Genomic DNA, 19,699 nt, shown 5'->3' on the forward strand with positions numbered 1-19,699 from the left:
GGCGGCCATGCCGGACGCAATTCACTTCAATTCAATCTTCAAGTTGACCACCGGTGAACGTCATGTGCGGGTGACGATGAATGGCGCGGTGGTCTTCGACGGCAACATGATCGACGAGGGCGAGACTCAGGCGATCGACTTCACCAAAGCGATGGAAACGCCCGCTCATGTTCAGTTGGGAATCGTCACCGGTGACGGCGCCTTCCATGCCTGTCGATACTTCGATGTGAGTTGCTCGAACGGCGCTGGGCCATGCCCGTTCGAAATGGTTGTCCCGCCTCAGACCGATCTTTTCCTGGCAGCCCGGTCCAGTTCGACGCCGTGACCACTACCGGTCTCCCACCGTTCGGTGGTGGAGCATTCGAACTCTCGTTCAGGTCGGTGTTGCTCTAAGACGATGTCTCACGTGGCGGTCCCGACTGCCGTGATCGGTCAGGACGAACGGGGTGCCTGTGGCGGATCACATGGTCGTGGCAAGAGGCCTCGGACCGACACATAGGTCGGCGACTGTCTCCAAAACGTCGTCGCGTGGACGCCCGTCAGTCAGCAAGACTGCGTGCAATGAATGAGCAACCATGCGATGTTGAAGCCGTGTACCGGGTGTACCGGACGGCAAGCGGTTCTGTACGGGGTCGCGACATTGGTGACGGCATCACGGCGGTGCTTGGTATCCCGTACGCGGCTGCCCCCTTCGGCGTCCGCCGGTTCCGGGAGCCGCAGTCGGTACCGGCCTGGACCGGGATTCGGGACTGCACGGACTTCGGGCCGATCGCACCCCAGTCGGCGGAGCTGCCCGGATCCCCGGTCTGGCGTCCTGGAGATGAGGACGTTCTCACCCTCAACGTGTGGGTCCCTGAGGGTCCGGGCAGCAATGCGCGACCGGTGTTCTTCTGGATCCACGGCGGCGCCAACACCTTCGGCTCCTCCGCCCAGCCCGACTTCGACGGTACGGCCCTGGCCCGCGCGGGTTTGGTCGTGGTCAGCTGCAACTTCCGGGTGGGCTTCGAGGGCTTCGGCCATGTGCCCGGATTCCCTGACAACCGCGGACTGCTGGACCAGATTGCCGGCCTGCGCTGGGTCAGGCAGAACATCGCAGCCTTCGGCGGCGACCCCGGGAACGTCACCGTGGCCGGGCACTCCTCCGGAGGGAGCTCAGCGGCCTGCCTGATGGGCATGAAACAGACACGCGGGCTGTTCCACCGCGTCATCGCCCACAGCGTGCCCAACGTCTTCTACACGGTCGAGCTCGCAGCAGCGGTCACTGAGCAGGTCGCGGCTCAGGCCGGGGTGGCCCCGACGACGGAGGGGCTGCTGTCCCTGTCGCCCGAGGCGCTGGTGGCCGCCTCTGACAAGGCTGCCGCGCTGTGCATGGCGGAGCCGATCACCGAAGTTCACGCCTTTGCCCCCGTGATCTTCCAACCCGTTGTCGACGGCGAGGTGCTGCCCCAGAACCCGCTCCAGGCGTTTGCCGCCGGCGCGGCACGAGAGGTGGACCTGCTGGCGTGCCACGCACTGGAGGAGCACTGGTTCCTCCATGCAGTGGGAGCCATCCGTGAGGTCACGACCGAGGCTGAACTGGCGGATTTCGCCGAGGCACTGCAACTCCCACCTCATCTATTCGACGGCTACCGTGCGTTGATGCCCGACGCCCCGCCGCTTGACCGGTACCTCGCGGTCTTCGGCGACGCGCAGTTCGGCGAGTACACCACCCGCCTCGCCGAGCACCACGTGCGCGCCGGCGGCCGTGCCTACCTGGCCCGCTTCGCCCGCAAACGCGGGAAGGCCAGGCCCTGGCACACCGCGGACATCCCCTTCGCGTTCGGAAACCTGGACGCCCCCGGCGCCCACTTCCTCATCGGCGGCATCCCCGACAACCACGACCGCGCCCTGTCCGACCGCATGCTCCAATCCTGGGCCGACTTCGCAACCACCGGTCACCCGGGCTGGCCGCCCGTCACCACCGCCGCCACGCCGGTCAAGTACTGGATGGTCCCCGTCGACCACCTGGCCGCCGACGACACGTGCCTCGTCCGTGCCCTGTGGAAGGACATCCGGTTCAACGTGCTGCACCCCAGCCGGGCGACAACCGAGCCTCGATCACAGGCGGATTCCGGCTGCGCCGGCAGCCCACAAGATCCAAGCTCGTGACAGCCTCGCACGCCTTACCGCGCGCTCGTCAGCGTTCAACGGGCGCGGTTCGACGGGAAAGGAGTCACGGACCCATTGTCGGGTAGAGGTGGCGGGTAGCCCGACGGTCGCGCGGCCGCCCGAGAGCGGCATCGTGATCGTTCATGGGTGGGGATCTGTCACAGCGGCTCGTACCGGATGATCTATGGGCATTGGTCAAGCCAGTGCTGCCGTCGTTCCACCCGCGCCTACAGGGCGGTGGCACGGCCCCATTGACCAGCGTGCGGTGTTCACGGCGGTCGTGTACGTGCTGACCAGCGGGTGCGCGTGGCGGCATCTGCCTCCGACGTTCGGAGTGTCGCCGGCGACGGCTCACCGAAGGTTCTCCGCCTGGACCGCATCCGGACTGTGGCGCCGCCTGCACCGCGTGATCCTGGACGAGATCGGAGCGCGTGGCAGAGTCGACCGGAGCTCCGTGATCGTCGATGCCGTCTCAGTGCGCGCCAAAAAGGGGGTCCGCTGACGGGGCCGAACCCGGTCGACCGAGGCAAGGCGGGCAGCAAACTGCATGTTCTCACCGACGCCCAGGGACTGCCCGTGGTTGTCGGGGTGTCCGCCGCAAACGTCAACGACGTCCAGGCGCTTCGCCCGCTCGTTCTCGGGATCCCGGCCGTTCGCTCACGCCGCGGCCCCCGTCGTCGACACCCCGACAAGATCCGCGCTGACAAGGCGTACCACTCCGCAGCCAACCTGGCATGGCTACGCGACCGGTGCATCACTCCACGGATCGCCAGGCCAGGCGTGGACTCCTCCGAACGCCTCGGAAGGCACCGGTGGAAGATTAGGAGGTCGATCTCCTGGCTCTTCGGATACCGTCGGCTCACGGTTCGTTGCGAACGGAAGGGCAGCCACTTCCTCGCCCTCCTCGGTCTTGCCGCAGTCATGACCTGCTACAAGAAGCTTTCCAAGATCGCCACGTGAGACACCCTCCAAGGTCATCCGGATCATCAGCATGTTGTCGCGCTGCGTCACCGTCGGCGCCGCTGCCACCAGCGCCGGGGCGCAGCCGGGGCGAGGCCGCTGACTGCGGTCCGGATCCGGTCAAAGGTGGCGATCTCGTTCGCGCCCTCGCCGGGCAGGGCAAGGCCGACGCACACCAGCTGAAACCGGTCGTCACCGAGCGAGCGGCCGATGAACGCCGGCCCCCCGGCGCATCCTTCCGGCAGCGGAGCGCTCCAGCGGATGATTCCGTCCGCGTCCCGCGCAATCGCGCCGACGATGACGGCCTGCAGCCGCTCGCCCCGTTCCGCACCGACGTCATGGCCCAGGAGGTAGGCCGGTATCGGACTGTCCCCGATCGCTGCGATGTCCTGCTCGGAGGCTGCCAGGCCCTCGGTGATCTCGTTGGTGGTCCACCGCCAGCCCTTGCGCTCGGCGTGGGCGTCAAGCCCGTCTGTCGGCATCACCGCCACCGCGAGGCCGTCGAGGCGGGTCCAGCCGGCGGCGAAGTCGGTCATGACGAGCTGCTCTGCGCTCATTGCCGGCTCGCAGAGTTCGGCGCGCAGCGTCCACTGCGCGAGGTCGTACCGCGTGAGTGCTTCGGCGGTCACCAGGTACTGCCTGACGGTGTCCCCTTCAGGTGTGCTTTCGATCAGGTGGTTGTACCAGAACGCCGTCCCGCGGTTCCGGTCGACGTTCGCCTCCTGGAAGGGCAGAGTGGCGCGGCCGGCACTCTCCACGATGGCGTTCACGATGTCGTTCTGGGGGGCGAAGGTCTCGGACACGGGGCCAGACACTACCGCCGATCATGTGGCCGGCATGATCTTTTCAGCGGCGGGATCGTCCTGCGGGTGAGCCTGGGGCGTTTTGGCCGCTCGCCACGGCGGCGAGTTCGCCCGCGCTCACGTCGGTCCCGGGGCGGCCGAGCAGCGCCCGCAGGTGGTGCGGGCCCTTGTCGCCCTCGGCGGCGCCGAACTCCTCGAAGGCGGCGGCCTCGCGCGCGGGGACTGCCGGCCGAGGTCGGTCATGCCGGCGCTGCTGTGCGGCGCCGGTGTGGCACAGGGTGGTGCCGGGCGACCGCGACAGCGGACGCCACGGTGCCAACGGCCAGCAGGGCCACGGCTGTCAGGGTCGCACCGTCGGGGTGGACGAGCGACTGGCCGCGCAGCGCTTGCCAGGTCAGGATCGCCAGCACGCCCGCGTAGGTCCCGGTCGCCACCAGGACCAGGCGTAGGCGCGTCCGCTCGTCGGCCAACCGCGGGAACCGGTGGGACAGTGCGATCAGCAGCCAGGCGACGAGCGGGATGGCCTGCAGCGCGTGCATGCCGACGAAGTGGGGTATGCGCAGGTCGCCGCCGGTGCTGCTCCAGTCGGTGATGGCGATGCCGGGTGAGTCGTCGGTGACGCCGACGCTGTGTGCCCCCACGATGCCCACGGCGGCGCCGCTGCGCATGGCGCCGAGTTGGGCAGGGGTCGGGCTGGTCATGAGGAAGCCGAGTGCCATGCCCACCAGTGCGAGGAGCAGGCCGAGCCGGACGGACCAGGTGGCCGCGCGGTCCCCGGTCCGCTCGCGGAACAACCTGGCCGCGATGCCGAGGTTGGCCAGCCACAACGTGACGATCGAGGCGGCCATCGCGAACCAGAGGCCGGCGTCCAGCGGTGTGGCGACGTTGAAGTGGCTCTGCCTGCCGCGGAGCACCTGGCCGACGACGACCGCCATCTCGAGGACGTTGGCGGCGGCGATCGTCGTTCCGAGCCACCAGACCCAGCGGGGGGCCGTGCGGCCCAGGGACAGCATCCACGCGAGGGTCACCGAATAGATCGCGATGGAGAGGGAGAACTTGAAGGGCTTCAGCCAGATCGGCTCCCCGACCAGGATCCGGTCGTCGACCGCGAGGCCGACGGCGGATGCCAGGGCGAGGGCCGCCATGGCGGCGGCGAGCAGTACCAGCGGGCGGTGCCAGAGGCGGATCGTCATCATGTCCTCGGAGAGTGGACTGCGCCGCGTCGCTCTGCGCCACGCTGCGCTCGGAGTTGATTCACTGGGCGCGGCTTCGGCCCGCTCCTGGCTTCGCCGCAGGGTCTGCACAGCCCGACAGCCGATGCCGCGCACGTGGTGCTACCGGCTGAGCCGCGCCCGCCACCACTCGACGGTTGCCCCCAGCGCCTCGTCGATCGGGGTCGGCACCTCGCCGAAGGTCGTGGTGTACGCCTGGGAGTCGAGCACGAACGGCCGGTCGAACTGGTACTGCACCTCCCGCAGTTCCCCGAGCATGGGGTTGACCAGGCCGGCCAGGTGGAGTGGCCACCAAGGGATCCGGCCGACCCTGGCCGGCGGCAGACCCGCCAGCCGGCACAGGTGCCGGACCGCCTCCCGGGTCGACAGCGGCTGGGCGGTGGGAACGTGCCAGGCGCGCCCCCACGCCCGCTCGTCGGTGCCGAGCCGTACGAGCGAACGGGCGATGTCGGGGACATAGGTGAAGCTGTGCGGTGCGTCCGGGTTGCCGATCAGCCTGACCGCACGGCCGGCCAGGAGCGCGGGCATCATCCGCTGGGCGAGGTGGCCGGCCTCGGTGACGCCGGGCCCGAAGAAGTCCGAGGCCCGCGCCTCCGCGACGTGGATCCGGCCGGCCTGGTGCCGGGCCAACGCGTCGCGCCACATGCCGATGCGGACCCGGGCCTTGGTGCCGGTGCCTGCGAGCGGCAGGTCCTCCGTGATGGGGGCGTCGACGGGGCCGTAGCCGTACAGGTTGCCCATCGTCACCAGCACCGAGCCGGCGGACTCCGCCGCGTCGAGGAGGGCGTTCGAGATCGGCGGCCAGTCGGTGGGCCACCGGTGGTACAGCGGGCTCGCGCAGTTGTAGATCACCTCGGCGCCCTTGGTGGCTTGTCGGAGTGATGCCGTGTCAGTGACGTCGAGCGCCGTACTCCCGTTGCCGCCGGAGCGACTCAGGACGACGACCTCGTGACCCTGTTCGTCGAGCAGTCGCGCCGTGGTGGCGCCGACGGGGCCCTTGCCGATGACGATGTGCCGTGCCATGCGGGTCCTCCTGGAGAATTGAGAGAGCAGTGCTCTCTTTATCGAGCAGTGCTCTCTTCGCCGAGGAGTGTTCTCGCAGTGGCGGGGAGAAGTCAAGAGCAGTGCTCTCTCTTGTGTGCACTGCTCTTGAATGACAGGATGGGTGGCATGACGGCATCGCAGACCGCGCGGCAGCTGGCCCGCGCCGAGCTCACTCGTGCGATCAAGGAAGCCGCCACTCGCCAGCTCGCCGAGACCGGGGCGGCCGCGTTGTCGCTCCGCGCGGTGGCGCGTGACCTGGGCCTGGCCTCCTCGGCGCTGTACCGCTACTTCCCCAGCCGGGACGCACTGCTCACCGCGCTGATCATCGACGCGTTCAACGCGGTCGGAGCGGCCGCGGAGTCAGGGGCGGCGTCCGCCGCTCCCGCCGATCCGGGCGCCCGGTGGCTTGCCGCATGCCGGGCGGTCCGCCAGTGGGCCCTGGCCCACCCGCACGAGTTCGCCCTGGTCTACGGCTCGCCCGTCCCCGGCTACCAGGCCCCCACCGACACGGTCGACCCCGCCACCCGGGTCACCCGCCTGATGGCCGGTCTCGTCGTCGAGGCACACGCCTCGGGGCTCCTGCGACCCCCCGCGCAGCCGCTCCCCGGGCCGAGACTCGTCACCCGGCAGGTGCTCGACAGCGCGGGCGGGGCGCCGGCCGAACCGTACGCGGACCTGGTGGAACGGTCGCTCACCCTCTGGATCTCCTTGATCGGCACGATCAGCTTCGAGCTGTTCGGTCACCTGAACGAGGTGATCACGGACTACCCCGCGTACTTCGACGCCGCCATGACCATCGCAGCCGAGGCGATCGGGCTCCATGTCCTGTCGCCTCCTCCTGCGTGACACCCCACTACCGAGTTCGTTTCGCTGCGCACTGCGCCGCCGGTTGACCGTACGCCGGTGGCGGTGGCGGTGGCGGTGGCGGTGGCGGCGGGACACGGATTCGCCGACGACGTCATCTGATCGAGTGCATACGTCGGATGCCTTCCGCGCATCCGAATTCTCGTATGCGAATTATCCGGTCCGGCAGTGCGGGGTCCGTTGTGCCGCCGGTGGCGCACTGGGCGTCAGCGGCAGGCTCGCCCCCGGTCGGAGCGGCGAACAGATCCGGGCGGCCGCCCGGACGGATCGACTGAATCAGGCGGAATGTCCGGGAGCGGGGGCTGACGGACGGTCGGTTGACGGGAGGGGCCTGTGGCGGCACCCGTCGAGGGCGTGGATATCGTGGCCGACGCCGCGCGGCCGACTCCTCGGCGTGCGGTCTTTCGTCACGTCAGGAGAGAACTGGGTGAAGTCCCCAATGACAGCGCTCCGGAGCGCAGCGGCCGTCGTTGCGGCCGTGCTGATGGCGGCGCCCGCCGTCGCAGGCTCCGCCGTAGCGGCTCCCGCCGCGAGCCCGGACACCAAGTCGGTGACGTACCAGGGCCGCGTCTTCCAGGTGCCTTCGGCCTGGCCGGTGGTGGATCTGGCCGTGGACCCGCAGGCCTGCGTCCGCTTCGACCAGCACGCGGTGTACCTCGGTCACCCGGGCGAGCAGCAGGTCTGCCCGCCGCGGTTGACCGGCCGCACTGAGGCCCTGCTGGTCGAGCCCGCCGAGGGCGCCGCACCGGACCGGGAGGGCTCCAACCCGGTCGCGCAGACGGTCCGGGCGACCGACGGCGTCGTCGCGGTGACCGGGACGTACGACACGGACCAGCCGCTGGTGCGGCGGATCATCACCGGCGCCGGGCTCACCCCCGCGCCGACGCACCGGCCGCAGCCGGCGCCCGCCGGGCCCGGGACTACCGCCGCCCCGAAGTCCGCCGGCACCGCCGCCCCGAAGTCCACCGCTGCCGCGCCGTCCGGCCAGGCCATGGCCGCAGCCGCCGCACCGGCTGCTTCGGCCGCGGCGGCGTCGGTTCCCGCGTCGGCGACGAACTACACCGGCAAGGGCTTCGACGCCTGTACGGCGCCCTCCGGCGCCGCGATGAACGCGTGGATGGCCTCCTCCCCGTACCGGGCGGTCGGCGTCTACATCGGCGGCGTCAGGCGGGCCTGCGCCCAGCCGAACCTGACGGCCTCCTGGGTCCAGCAGCAGCAGGCCGCGGGCTGGGCCTTCATGCCGATGTACGTCGGCGTGCAGGCCCCGAAGATCAGCTACCCCGCCACCGAGGGCGCCAACGCCGCCGACGACGCGGTGAGCCAGGCCCAGGCCCTCGGCTTCGGCCCCGGCACGATCCTCTACTACGACATGGAGGCGTACACCACCCCGCAGTACTCGGCCGCGGTGCTCGCCTTCCTCACCGCCTGGACCAACGAACTGCACGCCTGGGGCTACAACTCCGGCGTCTACAGCAGCTCCTCGTCCGGCATGAAGGACCTGGCCGCCAACGCCGGCAACAGCGCCTACACCATGCCCGACGCCGTCTTCAGCGCCAACTGGAACGGCAGGGAGGACACCGCCGACCCGTCGATTCCGGCCGGCTACTGGAACAACCACCAGCGGGCCCACCAGTACGCCTCGCCGCAGAACCCGGAGAACTGGGGCGGCTACCCGATCGCGATCGACCAGGACTACCTGGACATCCAGCTCACCGCCGCCCCGCCGTCCCAGTCCTCCGCGTTCTTCCTCGGCGTGCGCCAGAGCTCGGGCGCCTGGCCCGGCTTCAGCCCGCTGACGGGCGGCGCGGGCGTGTTCCGCGGCTCGGAGGCCGCGATCACCGGGCTGCCGGGCGGCTCCTCGCAGGAGCTGGGCATCGGCCTGGACGGCCGGCTCTACCACGGCGTCCGTGCCGCGAACGGCAGTTGGAGCGGCTTCGCCGGGGTGCCCGACGACGGCACGCCGGCCACCCAGGCCCGCCGGACCGGCATCGCGGGCATGCCGGACGGCTCCTCGCAGGTGGTGACCGTCGGCAGCGACGGCAACGTCTACCACCGGATCCGCTCGGCCGACGGCAACTGGTCCGGCTACGGGGCGCTCCCCGGGGTCGGCACCCCGACGATGGGGGCATCGGACATCGCCATCGCCGGCCTGCCCGACGGGTCCGCCCAGGTCCTGGCGATCGGCAACGACGGGAACGTCTACCACGAGACCCGCTTCTCCAACGGCAGTTGGAGCGGCTTCGCCCCGCTCCCGGGTGTGAACAGCTCGCGGATGGCGGCCTCGCGGGTGTCCATCACGGGGCTGCCGGACGGCTCCTCGCAGGTCCTGGTGATCGGCGGCGACGTGAACATCTACCACGAGGCCCGCTTCGCCGACGGCAACTGGTCCGGCTTCGCCGCCCTGCCCGGCAGCGGCACGCCCACCATGGCCGCGCGGGCGGTCGGCATCGCCGGTCTGCCGGACGGTTCGTCCCAGGTGGCGGTGATCGGCAACGACGGCAACCTCTACCACGAGACCCGCTTCACCAGCGGCGCCTGGTCCGGCTTCGCCGCGGTCCAGGGCGCGTACGGCGCGAGCACCTTCCCGGCCCAGCGCGCCGCCATCGCGGGCCTGCCGGACGGCTCCAGCCAGCTGGTGGCCACCCGGAGCTGACCCGGACACATCCCACCGCCTCACCACCCCGGCGCCCCCGCCCCCGGTACGTCCCGGGGGCGGGGGCGTCGGCCGACCCGTCCGGCAACACGTCGGCGAGGGGGCGCACCGGGGCCGGGGCGGCGGTCAGGACCAGACGATCAGTTCGCCGTTCATGGTGAATCCCAGGAAGAGGGAGACGGTGATCCGGCGGCCGCCCTCGAAGTCCCGCACCTGGTGGAAGTTGCGGCAGTCGAAGAAGACGCCTTCGCCGGGCTCGGCCCGCACCGTGGCCGACGGCGCGTCGGCGACGACCTCGGGGGCCCAGCCGTAGCCGTCCCTGCGGGTGTCGTCGGCGGGGATCCAGCGGTGCCGCCAGACGGTCAGCGCGCCGCCGTGCCCGGCGACGGTGAGGTGCAGGTTGAAGGCGAGTTGCACGAGGGGCTGGTCGTCGAGGCGGCCGGGGAACTCCCGCACCACCTCGTCGTAATGGATCTTCGAGCCGGTGGGAAACTCCCGGAGGATGCCCACGTGCAGCGGGCGCCCCCCGATGGTCGCAGGGCGCACCGGAATGCCGAGCTCGGTGCCCAGCCGCCGCATGAGGGTCACCGCCGGGTCGGTTCCGCCGTAGAGGTCGCGGGCGGCCTTCCGGGCCTGCTCCGCCTTCTCCCAGTAGGCGTCCCGGACCTGGCCCTGCCCGTAGTAGTCGTACACCGCGGGGCCGAACTTCAGGATCGGCGGGTCGAGCCGCTCCTCGTCGTAGGGCTCGAAGTCGGCCTGCTCGATGCGGGCGACGAGGTCGCCCAGGTCGCCCGGGTCGCCGCGGAGCAGGTCGGGCACCCGGACGATCGCGCAGGTGCCGGCGGCCAGCCGCTGCAGAGCCTCCCGCAGCTCCCCGTCCCCGGCCGTCTCCGCTCCGAACATCGCCTCGTCGTCGTCCTCGTCCTCGTGCCGGCTCGGTGTCATGGCAGCGGTGTTCCCCTCGGTGAGAGGCCGGACGGAAGGGCGGCGGCATCCACCCCGGGGCCGCGCGGACGGCTTCGGGCAGCGGGGTCCGGCGCCTTGGTCGCCTGGTGCCACATGTGGGGCCACGCGCCCGCTCGGCCTGTCGCACAAGGTCACTATCCCTTCGCCACGGATCGTGGGCGAGCGTGCTCGTCCGGTCGGGTGACAGCCCGAGGGGCAGGTGTCAGTAAACGTCCATCCTGTCCTCAGGCTGTTCAAAGGGGCGCGCTCTAGCGTCATCCAGCATGTCGAAGCGAAGCGTCCCCCCGACAAGGGTGCTGGCACCCGTGAGCGTCCTCGCAGCCGCCGGGCTCATCTTCGCGGTGCTGCAGGGACATTCGGGCGGAACGGACGGCGGGCCGCCCATGTCCGTCCAGGCCGACTCGGCTCCGTCCCGCTCGGTGACCTCTTCGACGCCGGTGGCCTCTTCGGCGCCGGTGACCCCCTCAACTCCGGCGACCTCTTCGACGCCGGTGACCCCCTCAGTGCCCGTGACGCCCTCGGCGGGCACCGAGGCTGGTCCCACGGTCCCTCCCGCCCCGGTCGCCGGCGCGGCTCTGCGCAGCGCCGCCGCGCAGGCCGACGGCGCGGTGTCGGTCTCGGTCACCGACCTGGCCACCGGGCAGTCGCTCGCCTACGGTGCGTCCGGGCACGCCTTCGCCACCGCCAGCATCGTCAAGGTCGACATCCTGGCCACGCTGCTGCTCCAGGCCCAGGACCGGGGCGCCGGGCTGAGCGACGCGCAGCAGAGCCTCGCCGCCGAGATGATCGAGAACAGCGACAACGACTCGGCCACGGCCCTGTGGAACGCGATAGGCCAGGAGGCCGGTCTGGACGCCGCCGACGAACGGTTCGGGCTGACCTCCACCGTGGCCGGCACGGACGGCTACTGGGGTCTCACCTCCACCACCGCCACCGACCAGGCGCAGCTGCTGCGCCAGGTCTTCACCGGCGACTCGATCCTCTCGTCCGCCTCGCGCGACTACATCCGGCAGCTGCTCGGGCAGGTCGAGAGCGACCAGCGCTGGGGTGTGAGCGCGGCGGCGACCGGCGGCGCGTACGCGGTGAAGAACGGCTGGCTGTCGCGGGATGCGGACGACCTGTGGGTGATCAACAGCATCGGGATGGTCGAGTGCGACGGACACGAACTGCTGATCGCGGTGCTCTCGGACGGCAACGGGAGCGAGGACGTCGGCATCTCCCTGGTGCAGTCGGTGGCGCAGGCGGCTGCCGGTTCGCTGAACGGGAGTTGAGCAACGTCCGGACCCCGGCGGAAAGCACGGTGGCCATGTCTCGGCGGATCAGCCTCCGGTCGGGTCGGCACGGGGAGGCAGGAGGTCGCCGTGGTGCTGCTGGAAGAGGCGTTCGTGCTCGGCGCTGAAGTGGCTGCGCCAGATGCCGACGGGGAGCTCGCCGTTCGCGGGCCCGGGCAGGGCGGCGGCGAGGGCCGAGGCCGGGTGGGGGTGGCCGATGGCGGTCAGGAGTCGGTGCAGGGCGCGGTCGCGGGCTTCGGCGGTGCCGCCGTGGGCGGGTCCGGCGAGCTCCTCGTGGGTGAGCACGCAGACGGCGGGGTGGCGCAGCAGCCACTGGCAGCGGTGGGCTTCGCGCATGCCGGGAAAGCCCGGGTCGGTCAGGGCGAGGGTGATCCTGGCGTCCATGGTGGGCAGGGCGCCGAGGATGTCGCGGTAGACGAGGTGTTCGGGCATCGAGCCGACGTGGCCGGCCGGTCGGGAGAGCAGGCGGATCTGCTCGATGACGCGGTCGCGGACGTCGCGGTGGTGGTAGACGATCGGCGGTCGTGCGGTGGTGTGCCAGGCGCGCAGGAAGCCGGCGTCGGCTCGTTCCAGGTCGAGGTTGTTGACGTACCAGCAGCCGCGGCCCGGCAGCAGGCGGGGAAGTTCGCTGTCGGGGACGCGGGACAGGCGGTCTTCGAGGACGGGGTCGACGGGTGAGGCGGCGGTGACCGGTTGGCCGATGCGCTCCACCTGCCCGCCCAGGCGGGTCAGGAGGTCGACGGCCGCGTGGGAGCGGCCGGTGGTCACGTGGGCGAGGGCCTGGACGACCGGGACGCCGCGCGGACGCGGTGTCGGCCGAAGCCGAAGTCGAAGCCGCAGGCGGAGTGCCACGGTGCCCGACCGGGCGGGGTTACAGGCCGTCGGTGAAGAGGAGGAGGTTGGGGGTGTCCTCGTGCACGTCGGTCAGGACGTCGCCGGTGGCGGAGCGTACGAGGAAGTCGGCGGTCTCGGTGGAATACGCGTCCGGGTGTTCCGCGACGTAGAGGGCAGCAGCGCCGGTGACGTGGGGCGCGGCCATGGAGGTGCCGCTCTGGGTGGTGCTGCCGCCGCCCAGCTTGGCGGATTGGATGTCCTGGCCGGGGGCGTGGAGGGTGACGCAGGGGCCCCAGTTGGAGAAGCCGCTCTCCTGGTCCTGCCGGTTGGTGGCGGCGACGGTGACGACCCAGTCCGCGGAGGCGGGCGAGACGGTGCAGGCGTCGACGGCGTCGTTGCCGGCGGCGACGACGGGCAGGATGTCCAGGTCGGAGAGTGCGGTGGTGGCGTTGTTGAGGGCCTGGGAGCGCTCCTCGCCGACGGAGGCGTTGAGGACGGCGGGGCGTTGGGCGTGGTGGGCGACCCAGTCGAGGCCCGCGATCATCTGGGCGGTGTCGCCGTTGCCGGTGCAGTCCACGATGCGGACCGAGACGAGGTCGGCCTGCGGCGCGACGCCGTAGGTACGGCCGGCGACGGTGCCGGCGACGTGGGTGCCGTGGCCCTGGCAGTCGAGCCCGTTCCGGCCGTCGCCGACGGCGTCGAAGCCGGGGACGGCACGGCCCTCGAATTCCGGGTGGGTGTAGTCGATGCCGGTGTCGAGGATGTAGGCGGTCGCGCCGGCGCCGTGGCCCCGGGTGGTGAACCGGCCGTCCAGCGGCAGCTTCCGCTGGTCGATGCGGTCCAGGCCCCAGGTGGCGGCCGGTGCCCGGGTGGCGGGACCGGGGCGGTCCAGGTCGTCGGTGGGAGCGGGAACGTGGATCGTGGCGTTCTCCTCCACCGCCGCTACCGCGGGGTTGGTCCGCACGGCCCGCAGCAGGAGCGGGTCGAGGGTGGCGGTGAAGCCGTTCAGGACATCGGTGTAGGTGAACCTGGGGGTGATGCCCAGGGCCCGCAGGAGCTCACCGGGGTCGCGGCCGTGCTTGAGGGTGACGATGTACTGCCCGGGCACGGCCCTGGTGGAGTGGGCCACGGCCACGGCGGCGGTGGGTGGTTGGGCGGTGTGCGCGGCGGCGGGTGCGGGGGCGACGACGGGCGTGAGGGCCAGCAGCAGGGCCACCGGCGCCCGGCGGAGGGACAGGTGCACGGGTCGGGCTCCGATCGGTCGGGATCGCCGGCGCGGGCCCAGCGGCCCGGGGCACCCGGATCATCGCCGGTACGGTGGCCGCACTCGTGCCGACCTGCCGGGGGCGGGGAGTGGACAACCCGTACGGGGGCGGGGCGCCGAGGCCGGGCAGCGGGCGATCAGTTGGCGGGGCCGAAGCCTCCGCCGACCGGTGCGGCGACCGTTGACACGCGAGCCCACCGGTGGAGGGCCGGCTACAGGGCCGCGATCCAGGGATGCCCGGGGTGTACGCGGGCGAGCAGCCCGGTCAGGGTCCCGCGCTGAGCCGGGGTCATGTGCGGGACGGTCGCGTCGAAGTCCGATTGGTCCTTTCGGCGGACATGTTTGGCCTTGAACAGCAGGACCAGTTCGGGTGCCAGGTACGGGATGCCGTCCCGGGTGCGGAGGATGATGTCGGGGTAGGGAAGCCGGATCGTCTCATCGCGTCGGCAGATCCACGTGTCGCCGTCGTGCGGTTCGCGGAACACGTCGAGCAGGTAGTTTCCGGTGACCGGATCGCGGAGCCAGGTCTGGTGCACGGCGGCCAGCACCTCCGGTGCGGCGTCCTCCCAGATCCGGCCACTGCCTGCCGCGTCGAAGACGTACCCGGGGAAGCGGGAGCGGACCTCGGGGAAGGCCGCGGCCGGAATCGCGATCTCGATGTCTCCATGAGCGCGCGTCCGCCTGCCGCGGAACAGGTCCAGTGCCCAGCCCGCGGCGACGTACCAGGGTGTGCCGATCCCGGCCAAGCGCTGCGCGACCTCACTCGGGGTCCAGCAGGACGACCACCTGGCGTCGAGGGCTTCGATCTCCTCGGGTGACAGCTCGATGCCGCCGCCGGGCAGTTGCTCGCTCACCGCAGGAATCTATCAGCGGGCTCGAAGGCCCCGGCCGGGTTCGACGCAGGAGGCCGGCGGGTCCTGGGGCCGTACGTCGCTGACGCGGGCCGCTGGGCCCAGGGGCCGGCGCTCCGAAAACTCCCCGCGCCGCGCCGCTCCACGGAAGGGTGTTCGTCGACAGAGCGCCGGCTCTGGAGGCGGGGTCAACTCTGGGCGCGGCTCAGGATCCAGACGCCGTAGGCGTCGTTCGCGGGGTGCAGCTGGTAGGTGCCTGCCCGAAGGTCGACGCGCAGTCCGGCGGCGGTCAGGTCCGCTTCGAACTCCGCCACCGTGTAGGTCCGGGCGTGCGGCGGCGGGTCCTGGAGGTGGAAGCCGACCAGGATCCGGCCGTTCTCGCCGAGCACGTCGCGCATCGCGCCCAGTGCCCTGCGTTCCGTGCCCTCGGCGAGGAAGACGATGACGTTGCCCACGCAGACGACCAGGTCGAACGGGCCGTCGTCGGGGCCGAGGTCGAGGATGTCGCGTTCCTCGATCGGCAGCCCGGGGTAGGTCTCCCGAGCCTGCCGGACCAGGGCCTCGTCGGGCTCGATCGCGACCACGTCGTGCCCCCGCTGCAGGAGCGCGGCGGCCACCCGCCCCATGCCGGCGCCGGCGTCGAGCACTCGGGCACCGCGCGGCAGGAGGGTGTCGGCGAGCCGGGCCTCACCGTCGACGTCCTCGCCCGCGGAGATGAGTTCGGCGAATCGCTTGCCGAAGTTCCCGCTCTGCCCCGCCTCCTGCCAGCGGGTTCGCCTCGTCGTCATCGGTATGAGCTCTCCGTGCGGCAGCGTGGTCCTGTCCATTCCCGCATCCTAAGGCGAGACCGCCGGCACCGGTCATGGCCACTGAACGCCCACCCGTGGGCCCTGGCGCGGTGCGGCCGCCGCACCGGGACGGCCGTTACGCGGCCCGGGCCGGGGCCGCCGGGGCGAGCGGGGAGAGTGCCGCGTACTCCAAGGGGGCGGACGGGTCGATCGAGAGGTTCATCGGGGAGGGGGCGGCGCCCGAACGGACCAGGAGGTCGCCGATGGCCGCGATCATCGCGCCGTTGTCGGTGCACAGGCGCAGCGGCGGCACCCGCAGGGTGATCCCGGCCGCGGCGCACCGCTGTTCGGTCAGGGCGCGGATGCGGGAGTTGGCGGCGACCCCGCCGACCACGACGAGGGTGTCGATCCCGTGGTCGGTGCAGGCCCGGACGGCCTTGCGGGTGAGGGTGTCGGCGATGGCCTCCTGGAGCGCCGCGGCCGCGTCCGGGACGTGCGGCTCGGTGCCGGCCGCCCGTCGGGCCTCGACCCAGCGGGCGGCGGCGGTCTTGAGGCCGGAGAAGGAGAACGCGTACGGGGGGTCGTTGGGTCCGCTGAGCGGGCGGGGGAGGCGTACCGCGTTCGGGTCGCCGTCGCGGGCGGCGCGGTCGATGGCGGGCCCGCCGGGGTAGGGCAGGCCGAGGATCCGGGCGACCTTGTCGAAGCACTCGCCGGCGGCATCGTCGAGGGTGTCGCCGAGGTGGACGATCGGGTCGCGGGCGAGGTCGCGCACCAGCAGCAGGGAGGTGTGCCCGCCGGAGACGATCAGCACGACGCACGGGTTCGGCAGTGGTTCGCCGTCCAGGGCGGCGGCGGCGACGTGTCCGGCGAGGTGGTGGACGCCGTAGAGGGGGACGCCGAGCGAGAAGGCGTAGCTCTTGGCCGCCGCGACCCCGACCTGGAGCGGGCCGGACAGGCCGGGGCCGGCGGTGACGGCGACGGCGCCGACGTCGGCGAGGGTGAGTCCGGCCCGGTCGAGGGCCTCGCGGACCACGGGGGCCATCGCGTGGACGTGGGCGCGGGCGGCGATCTCCGGCACGACCCCGCCGTAGCGGGCGTGCTCGTCCATGCTCGACGCGACCGCCTGCCCGAGCAGGACCCCGTCGCGGACGAGACCGGCGCCGGTCTCGTCGCACGAGGATTCGATCCCCAGCACCACCGGCGAGTCCGGCATCACGCGCACCCCTTATTGCTGATCGCTGTGCAACTGCAACCATTGTGCAATAAGGCCGGGGGTGCTGGTCCGGCAGGTCCGGTTTCCCCGGTCCGCCCCGCAGGAGGTCCACCGGGTCCGTCGGCGGCCCGTGATCGGGCGGGCCGCCGGCGGGACGCGAACGGTACGTCAGGAGGCGGGCATCAGGACGGTGTCGACGATGTAGACGGTGGCGTTGGCGGTCTGGACGTTTCCGCACAGGACCTTGGCGTCGCCGTCGACGGTGAAGTCGGGGGCGGCGCCGGTGACGGTGAGGTCGTGGGTTTCCAGGGTCTTGTGGCCTCCGGCGAGGGCGGTGGGGGCGAGGCGCTGGGGGACGACGTGGTGGGTGAGGATCCTGGTCAGCGTCTCCTTGTCGGCGAGGGCGGCGTCCAGGGTGGCCTTGGGAATCTTGTCGAAGGCGTCGTTGGTGGGCGCGAAGACGGTGAGGTTCTGCGCGGAGTTGAGGGTGTCGACGAGGCCCGCCTGCTTGACGGCGGTCACCAGGGTGGACAGCAGCGGGTTGTTGGAGGCGGCGGTGGCGACCGGGTCCTTGGCCATGCCCGTGAAAGAGCCGGCACCGTCCTTGGGCACGGCCGCACAGGCGGTGCCGAACGGCCGGTCGCTCATGGCGGCACCGGCTGCCGACGCGGTGGTACCGGCCGCCGGCGCGGCGGCGGGGGCCTTCGACGGGGAGACGGAGGCGGAGGGCGACCCGGAGCCGCTGCCGCAGGCCCCGAGGCCGAAGGCGAGCGCGGTCGCGGCGAGGACGGCGGTGACGGTGTTGCGGCGGCGGGTGGTGACGTTCATTGCAGTGATCTCCTTGTGCGGGTGCAGCGGTCGGCCCCTCGGGCGGACCGCCCCGGACAGTGCCGGGTACGTGAAGGTGGCCCGGTGGAGGCCGGGCGGGTCGGCCGGGGCTCTCAGGTGACGGTGACGACGGTGCTGTGCCAGCCGGTGGCGCCGGACGGGTAGGGGGCGGCCCGGTCCCCGGTCTGGACGGCGCCGGTCGCATCGGTCGCCCGGACCTCGATCCGGTGGGTGCCGGGCGCGGCCCCGGGCCAGGTGTGGGTCCACTGCCGCCACAGGTCCGTTCCGGCGTCGGCGGCGAGCATCGCCTGCTGCCAGGCACCGCCGTCGATCCGGACCTCGACGGCGGCGATGCCGCGGTGGGTCGCCCACGCGGTACCGGCGACCGTGACGTCCCCGGCGGGTACGCGGGCGAACGGGGCCGGGACGTCGATGCGCGAGGCGGTGCGCACCGCACCGGTGCGGTCCCAGCCCCGGCGCACCCAGTACGGATCGAATGCGGCGAAGGTGGTGACGTCCAGGTCGACGAGCCATTTGGTGGCGGAGGCGTAGCCGTAGAAGCCGGGGACGACGCTGCGGCAGGGGAAACCGTGGGCGACGGGCAGGGCCTCGCCGTTCATCGCGACCGCCAGCAGCGCGCGCCGTCCGTCGAGCACCGGCTCCAGCGGCGTGCCGATGGTCATGCCGTCCTGTGAGCGGCCGACCAGCTGGTCCGCGCCGCGGTGCACGCCGGCACGGCGCAGCAGGGCGGGGAGGGAAGCGCCGAGCCAGCGGGTGGTGCCGACGTAGGGGCCGCCCACCTCGTTGGAGACGCAGGACAGCGTGTGGTCCATTTCCTCCAGGGGTTCGTGCAGCAGGTCGTCGAAGGTCAGCAACAGCGGGTGGTCGACCATGCCCCGGATGCGCAGGGCCCAGCGCCGCGGGTCGATACGGGGGAGCGCGAGCGCGGTGTCCACCCGGTAGAAATCCGTGTTCGAGGTGACGAACGGGGACAGGCCCGCGACCTTCGGACGGACTGGGGGCGGCAGGGGCGGCAGCGGTTCCACGGCGGGCGGGATGCGAACGGACGCGCGGACGGCGCCGACGTCGAAGAGGCGGTCGGTCAGGATCCTGCCTCCCGTGACCGCAACCGCGCCGACGGCGATCGTCCCGCCGGTGACGGCGAGAACGGCCCGGCGGGTGGTGCCTTCGGGCCCGGTGCGCCGCTCCGGGCGGGCGCTCTCGTCGGTGGGACGTCGGATCGTGAGGACCGTGTTCACCGGCTGTGCGGCCGACCTCGTCATGCGTGCGAGGGCGAGGACGGTGGCCGCGCCGACGACGCCTGCCACGAGGGCCGGTACGACGTCCGCCGTGCCCGCTCCCGGCCGGGAGAGCGCGGCCCGGGCACCCAGCACGCCGAAGGCCGCGAAGATGCCCGCTGCGGTCTTCGGGCGGCGAGCGGACAGCCATCCGGCACCGGCGGCGAGCAGGGCCGCCGTCAGGTGGATTCCGCCGAGCAGCACCGTCTTGTCGTACACGCCGAAGGTGCGGACGGCGTATTCCTTGAGCGGGGTCGGCGACAGGTCGACGGCCGCGGAGCCCACCGCGACGACCGGCGCGGTGTCGGGCCCGGTGAAGGCGGCGGCCAGGTCTCCCGCACCGAGTGCGGCCGAGGCGGCCGCCAACCCGGTCGCCGCTGCGACGCCGACGCGGCGGAGGCGGTCGGGGCGGCCGCGGAGGAGCCCGGAAGCGTCGGATGGATTCTTGCTCACGCCGAGGGTTCGAGGCGCCCGGGGCCGCGGATGGGTCGCCGCGCCGGACTCACCCGGACGGGTGGGGCGGCAGCCGGCATTGACGGTGGGCGCAGCAGGCACGGCCCGGCTCCGAGGGCCGGTCCGCAGGATCCGCGTGTCCTCCGGAGCCGGTGACCGGGCGTACCGGCAGGCGGTGCGGCCAATCCGGGCGCGGGCCCGCTCCGAA

At 72.1% G+C, this 19,699-nt stretch carries 17 protein-coding genes and 1 pseudogene; 6 read left to right on the forward strand and 12 right to left on the reverse strand.

Going from position 1 to position 19,699, the window contains the following annotated elements; translation table 11 throughout:
• Window positions 1-7: 7 nt before the first annotated feature.
• The 3 genes and pseudogenes from ACFVUY_RS26610 (at window position 8) to ACFVUY_RS26620 (ending at window position 3,108) form a co-directional block, all read left to right on the forward strand.
• Window positions 8-325, forward strand: coding sequence for a hypothetical protein (locus ACFVUY_RS26610; protein WP_387733913.1), 318 nt, complete (start codon window positions 8-10; stop codon window positions 323-325).
• A 236-nt stretch (window positions 326-561) separates the two neighbouring features.
• Window positions 562-2,148, forward strand: coding sequence for a carboxylesterase/lipase family protein (locus tag ACFVUY_RS26615; RefSeq protein ID WP_387733916.1), 1,587 nt, complete (start codon window positions 562-564; stop codon window positions 2,146-2,148).
• Window positions 2,149-2,291: 143 nt separating this feature from the next.
• Window positions 2,292-3,108 (forward strand): annotated as a pseudogene (locus ACFVUY_RS26620) (IS5 family transposase).
• 47 nt (window positions 3,109-3,155) lie between these two features.
• Here ACFVUY_RS26620 and ACFVUY_RS26625 read toward each other — a convergent pair.
• The 3 genes from ACFVUY_RS26625 to ACFVUY_RS26635 all read right to left on the reverse strand — a co-directional run bounded on the left by ACFVUY_RS26625 (window position 3,156) and on the right by ACFVUY_RS26635 (window position 6,166).
• Entirely contained in the window at window positions 3,156-3,911 is a 756-nt protein-coding gene (locus tag ACFVUY_RS26625) for a hypothetical protein (protein ID WP_387733918.1), read from the reverse strand.
• A gap of 239 nt (window positions 3,912-4,150) precedes the next feature.
• On the reverse strand, window positions 4,151-5,107 hold the full coding sequence (locus ACFVUY_RS26630) for a hypothetical protein (RefSeq protein WP_387733920.1): 957 nt from the start codon (window positions 5,105-5,107) through the stop codon (window positions 4,151-4,153).
• 138 nt (window positions 5,108-5,245) lie between these two features.
• On the reverse strand, window positions 5,246-6,166 hold the full coding sequence (locus ACFVUY_RS26635; RefSeq protein WP_387733922.1) for an NAD-dependent epimerase/dehydratase family protein: 921 nt from the start codon (window positions 6,164-6,166) through the stop codon (window positions 5,246-5,248).
• A 147-nt stretch (window positions 6,167-6,313) separates the two neighbouring features.
• Between ACFVUY_RS26635 and ACFVUY_RS26640 the strand changes: the two genes are divergently transcribed.
• Window positions 6,314-7,033: a TetR/AcrR family transcriptional regulator gene (locus tag ACFVUY_RS26640; protein ID WP_387733925.1), complete on the forward strand. Its 720-nt coding sequence runs from the start codon at window positions 6,314-6,316 to the stop codon at window positions 7,031-7,033.
• Between the two features lie 457 nt (window positions 7,034-7,490).
• Complete coding sequence (locus ACFVUY_RS26645; RefSeq protein ID WP_387733928.1) at window positions 7,491-9,704, forward strand: glycoside hydrolase domain-containing protein; 2,214 nt, start codon at window positions 7,491-7,493, stop codon at window positions 9,702-9,704.
• 126 nt (window positions 9,705-9,830) lie between these two features.
• Here the strand turns inward: ACFVUY_RS26645 and ACFVUY_RS26650 are convergent, their stop codons facing one another.
• Window positions 9,831-10,649 (reverse strand): proline hydroxylase, encoded by an 819-nt coding sequence (locus ACFVUY_RS26650; protein WP_387733930.1) that lies wholly within the window; start codon window positions 10,647-10,649, stop codon window positions 9,831-9,833.
• A gap of 223 nt (window positions 10,650-10,872) precedes the next feature.
• Window positions 10,873-11,199: a hypothetical protein gene (locus tag ACFVUY_RS26655; RefSeq protein ID WP_387733932.1), complete on the reverse strand. Its 327-nt coding sequence runs from the start codon at window positions 11,197-11,199 to the stop codon at window positions 10,873-10,875.
• Between ACFVUY_RS26655 and ACFVUY_RS26660 the strand changes: the two genes are divergently transcribed.
• Complete coding sequence (locus tag ACFVUY_RS26660; RefSeq protein WP_387733934.1) at window positions 11,180-11,941, forward strand: serine hydrolase; 762 nt, start codon at window positions 11,180-11,182, stop codon at window positions 11,939-11,941. The two genes, ACFVUY_RS26655 and ACFVUY_RS26660, sit on opposite strands and share 20 nt — an antisense overlap.
• Before the next feature lie 48 nt (window positions 11,942-11,989).
• Here ACFVUY_RS26660 and ACFVUY_RS26665 read toward each other — a convergent pair whose 3' ends face one another.
• The 7 genes from ACFVUY_RS26665 to ACFVUY_RS26695 all read right to left on the reverse strand — a co-directional run bounded on the left by ACFVUY_RS26665 (window position 11,990) and on the right by ACFVUY_RS26695 (window position 19,491).
• Window positions 11,990-12,730 (reverse strand): hypothetical protein, encoded by a 741-nt coding sequence (locus tag ACFVUY_RS26665; protein ID WP_387733936.1) that lies wholly within the window; start codon window positions 12,728-12,730, stop codon window positions 11,990-11,992.
• A gap of 103 nt (window positions 12,731-12,833) precedes the next feature.
• The gene (locus ACFVUY_RS26670) at window positions 12,834-14,039 is read right to left on the reverse strand and encodes a S8 family serine peptidase (RefSeq protein WP_387733939.1); all 1,206 of its coding nucleotides are present in this window, start codon (window positions 14,037-14,039) and stop codon (window positions 12,834-12,836) included.
• A 233-nt stretch (window positions 14,040-14,272) separates the two neighbouring features.
• Window positions 14,273-14,914 carry a nucleotidyltransferase domain-containing protein gene (locus tag ACFVUY_RS26675; protein WP_387733941.1) on the reverse strand — a complete coding sequence of 214 codons (642 nt, stop codon included), beginning with the start codon at window positions 14,912-14,914 and terminating at the stop codon, window positions 14,273-14,275.
• Window positions 14,915-15,099: 185 nt separating this feature from the next.
• Window positions 15,100-15,699, reverse strand: a complete 600-nt coding sequence (locus ACFVUY_RS26680) for a class I SAM-dependent methyltransferase (protein WP_387694633.1) — start codon at window positions 15,697-15,699, stop codon at window positions 15,100-15,102.
• A gap of 136 nt (window positions 15,700-15,835) precedes the next feature.
• Window positions 15,836-16,912, reverse strand: coding sequence for a tRNA (adenosine(37)-N6)-threonylcarbamoyltransferase complex transferase subunit TsaD (gene tsaD / locus ACFVUY_RS26685; protein WP_387733943.1), 1,077 nt, complete (start codon window positions 16,910-16,912; stop codon window positions 15,836-15,838).
• 168 nt (window positions 16,913-17,080) lie between these two features.
• On the reverse strand, window positions 17,081-17,740 hold the full coding sequence (locus ACFVUY_RS26690) for a fasciclin domain-containing protein (RefSeq protein ID WP_387733945.1): 660 nt from the start codon (window positions 17,738-17,740) through the stop codon (window positions 17,081-17,083).
• 113 nt (window positions 17,741-17,853) lie between these two features.
• Window positions 17,854-19,491 (reverse strand): molybdopterin-dependent oxidoreductase, encoded by a 1,638-nt coding sequence (locus tag ACFVUY_RS26695; RefSeq protein ID WP_387733947.1) that lies wholly within the window; start codon window positions 19,489-19,491, stop codon window positions 17,854-17,856.
• Window positions 19,492-19,699 lie beyond the last annotated feature (208 nt).

Source organism: Kitasatospora sp. NPDC058063, from assembly GCF_042885395.1.
In the GTDB taxonomy this organism is placed as follows: Bacteria; Actinomycetota; Actinomycetes; order Streptomycetales; family Streptomycetaceae; genus Kitasatospora; species Kitasatospora lactacystinica.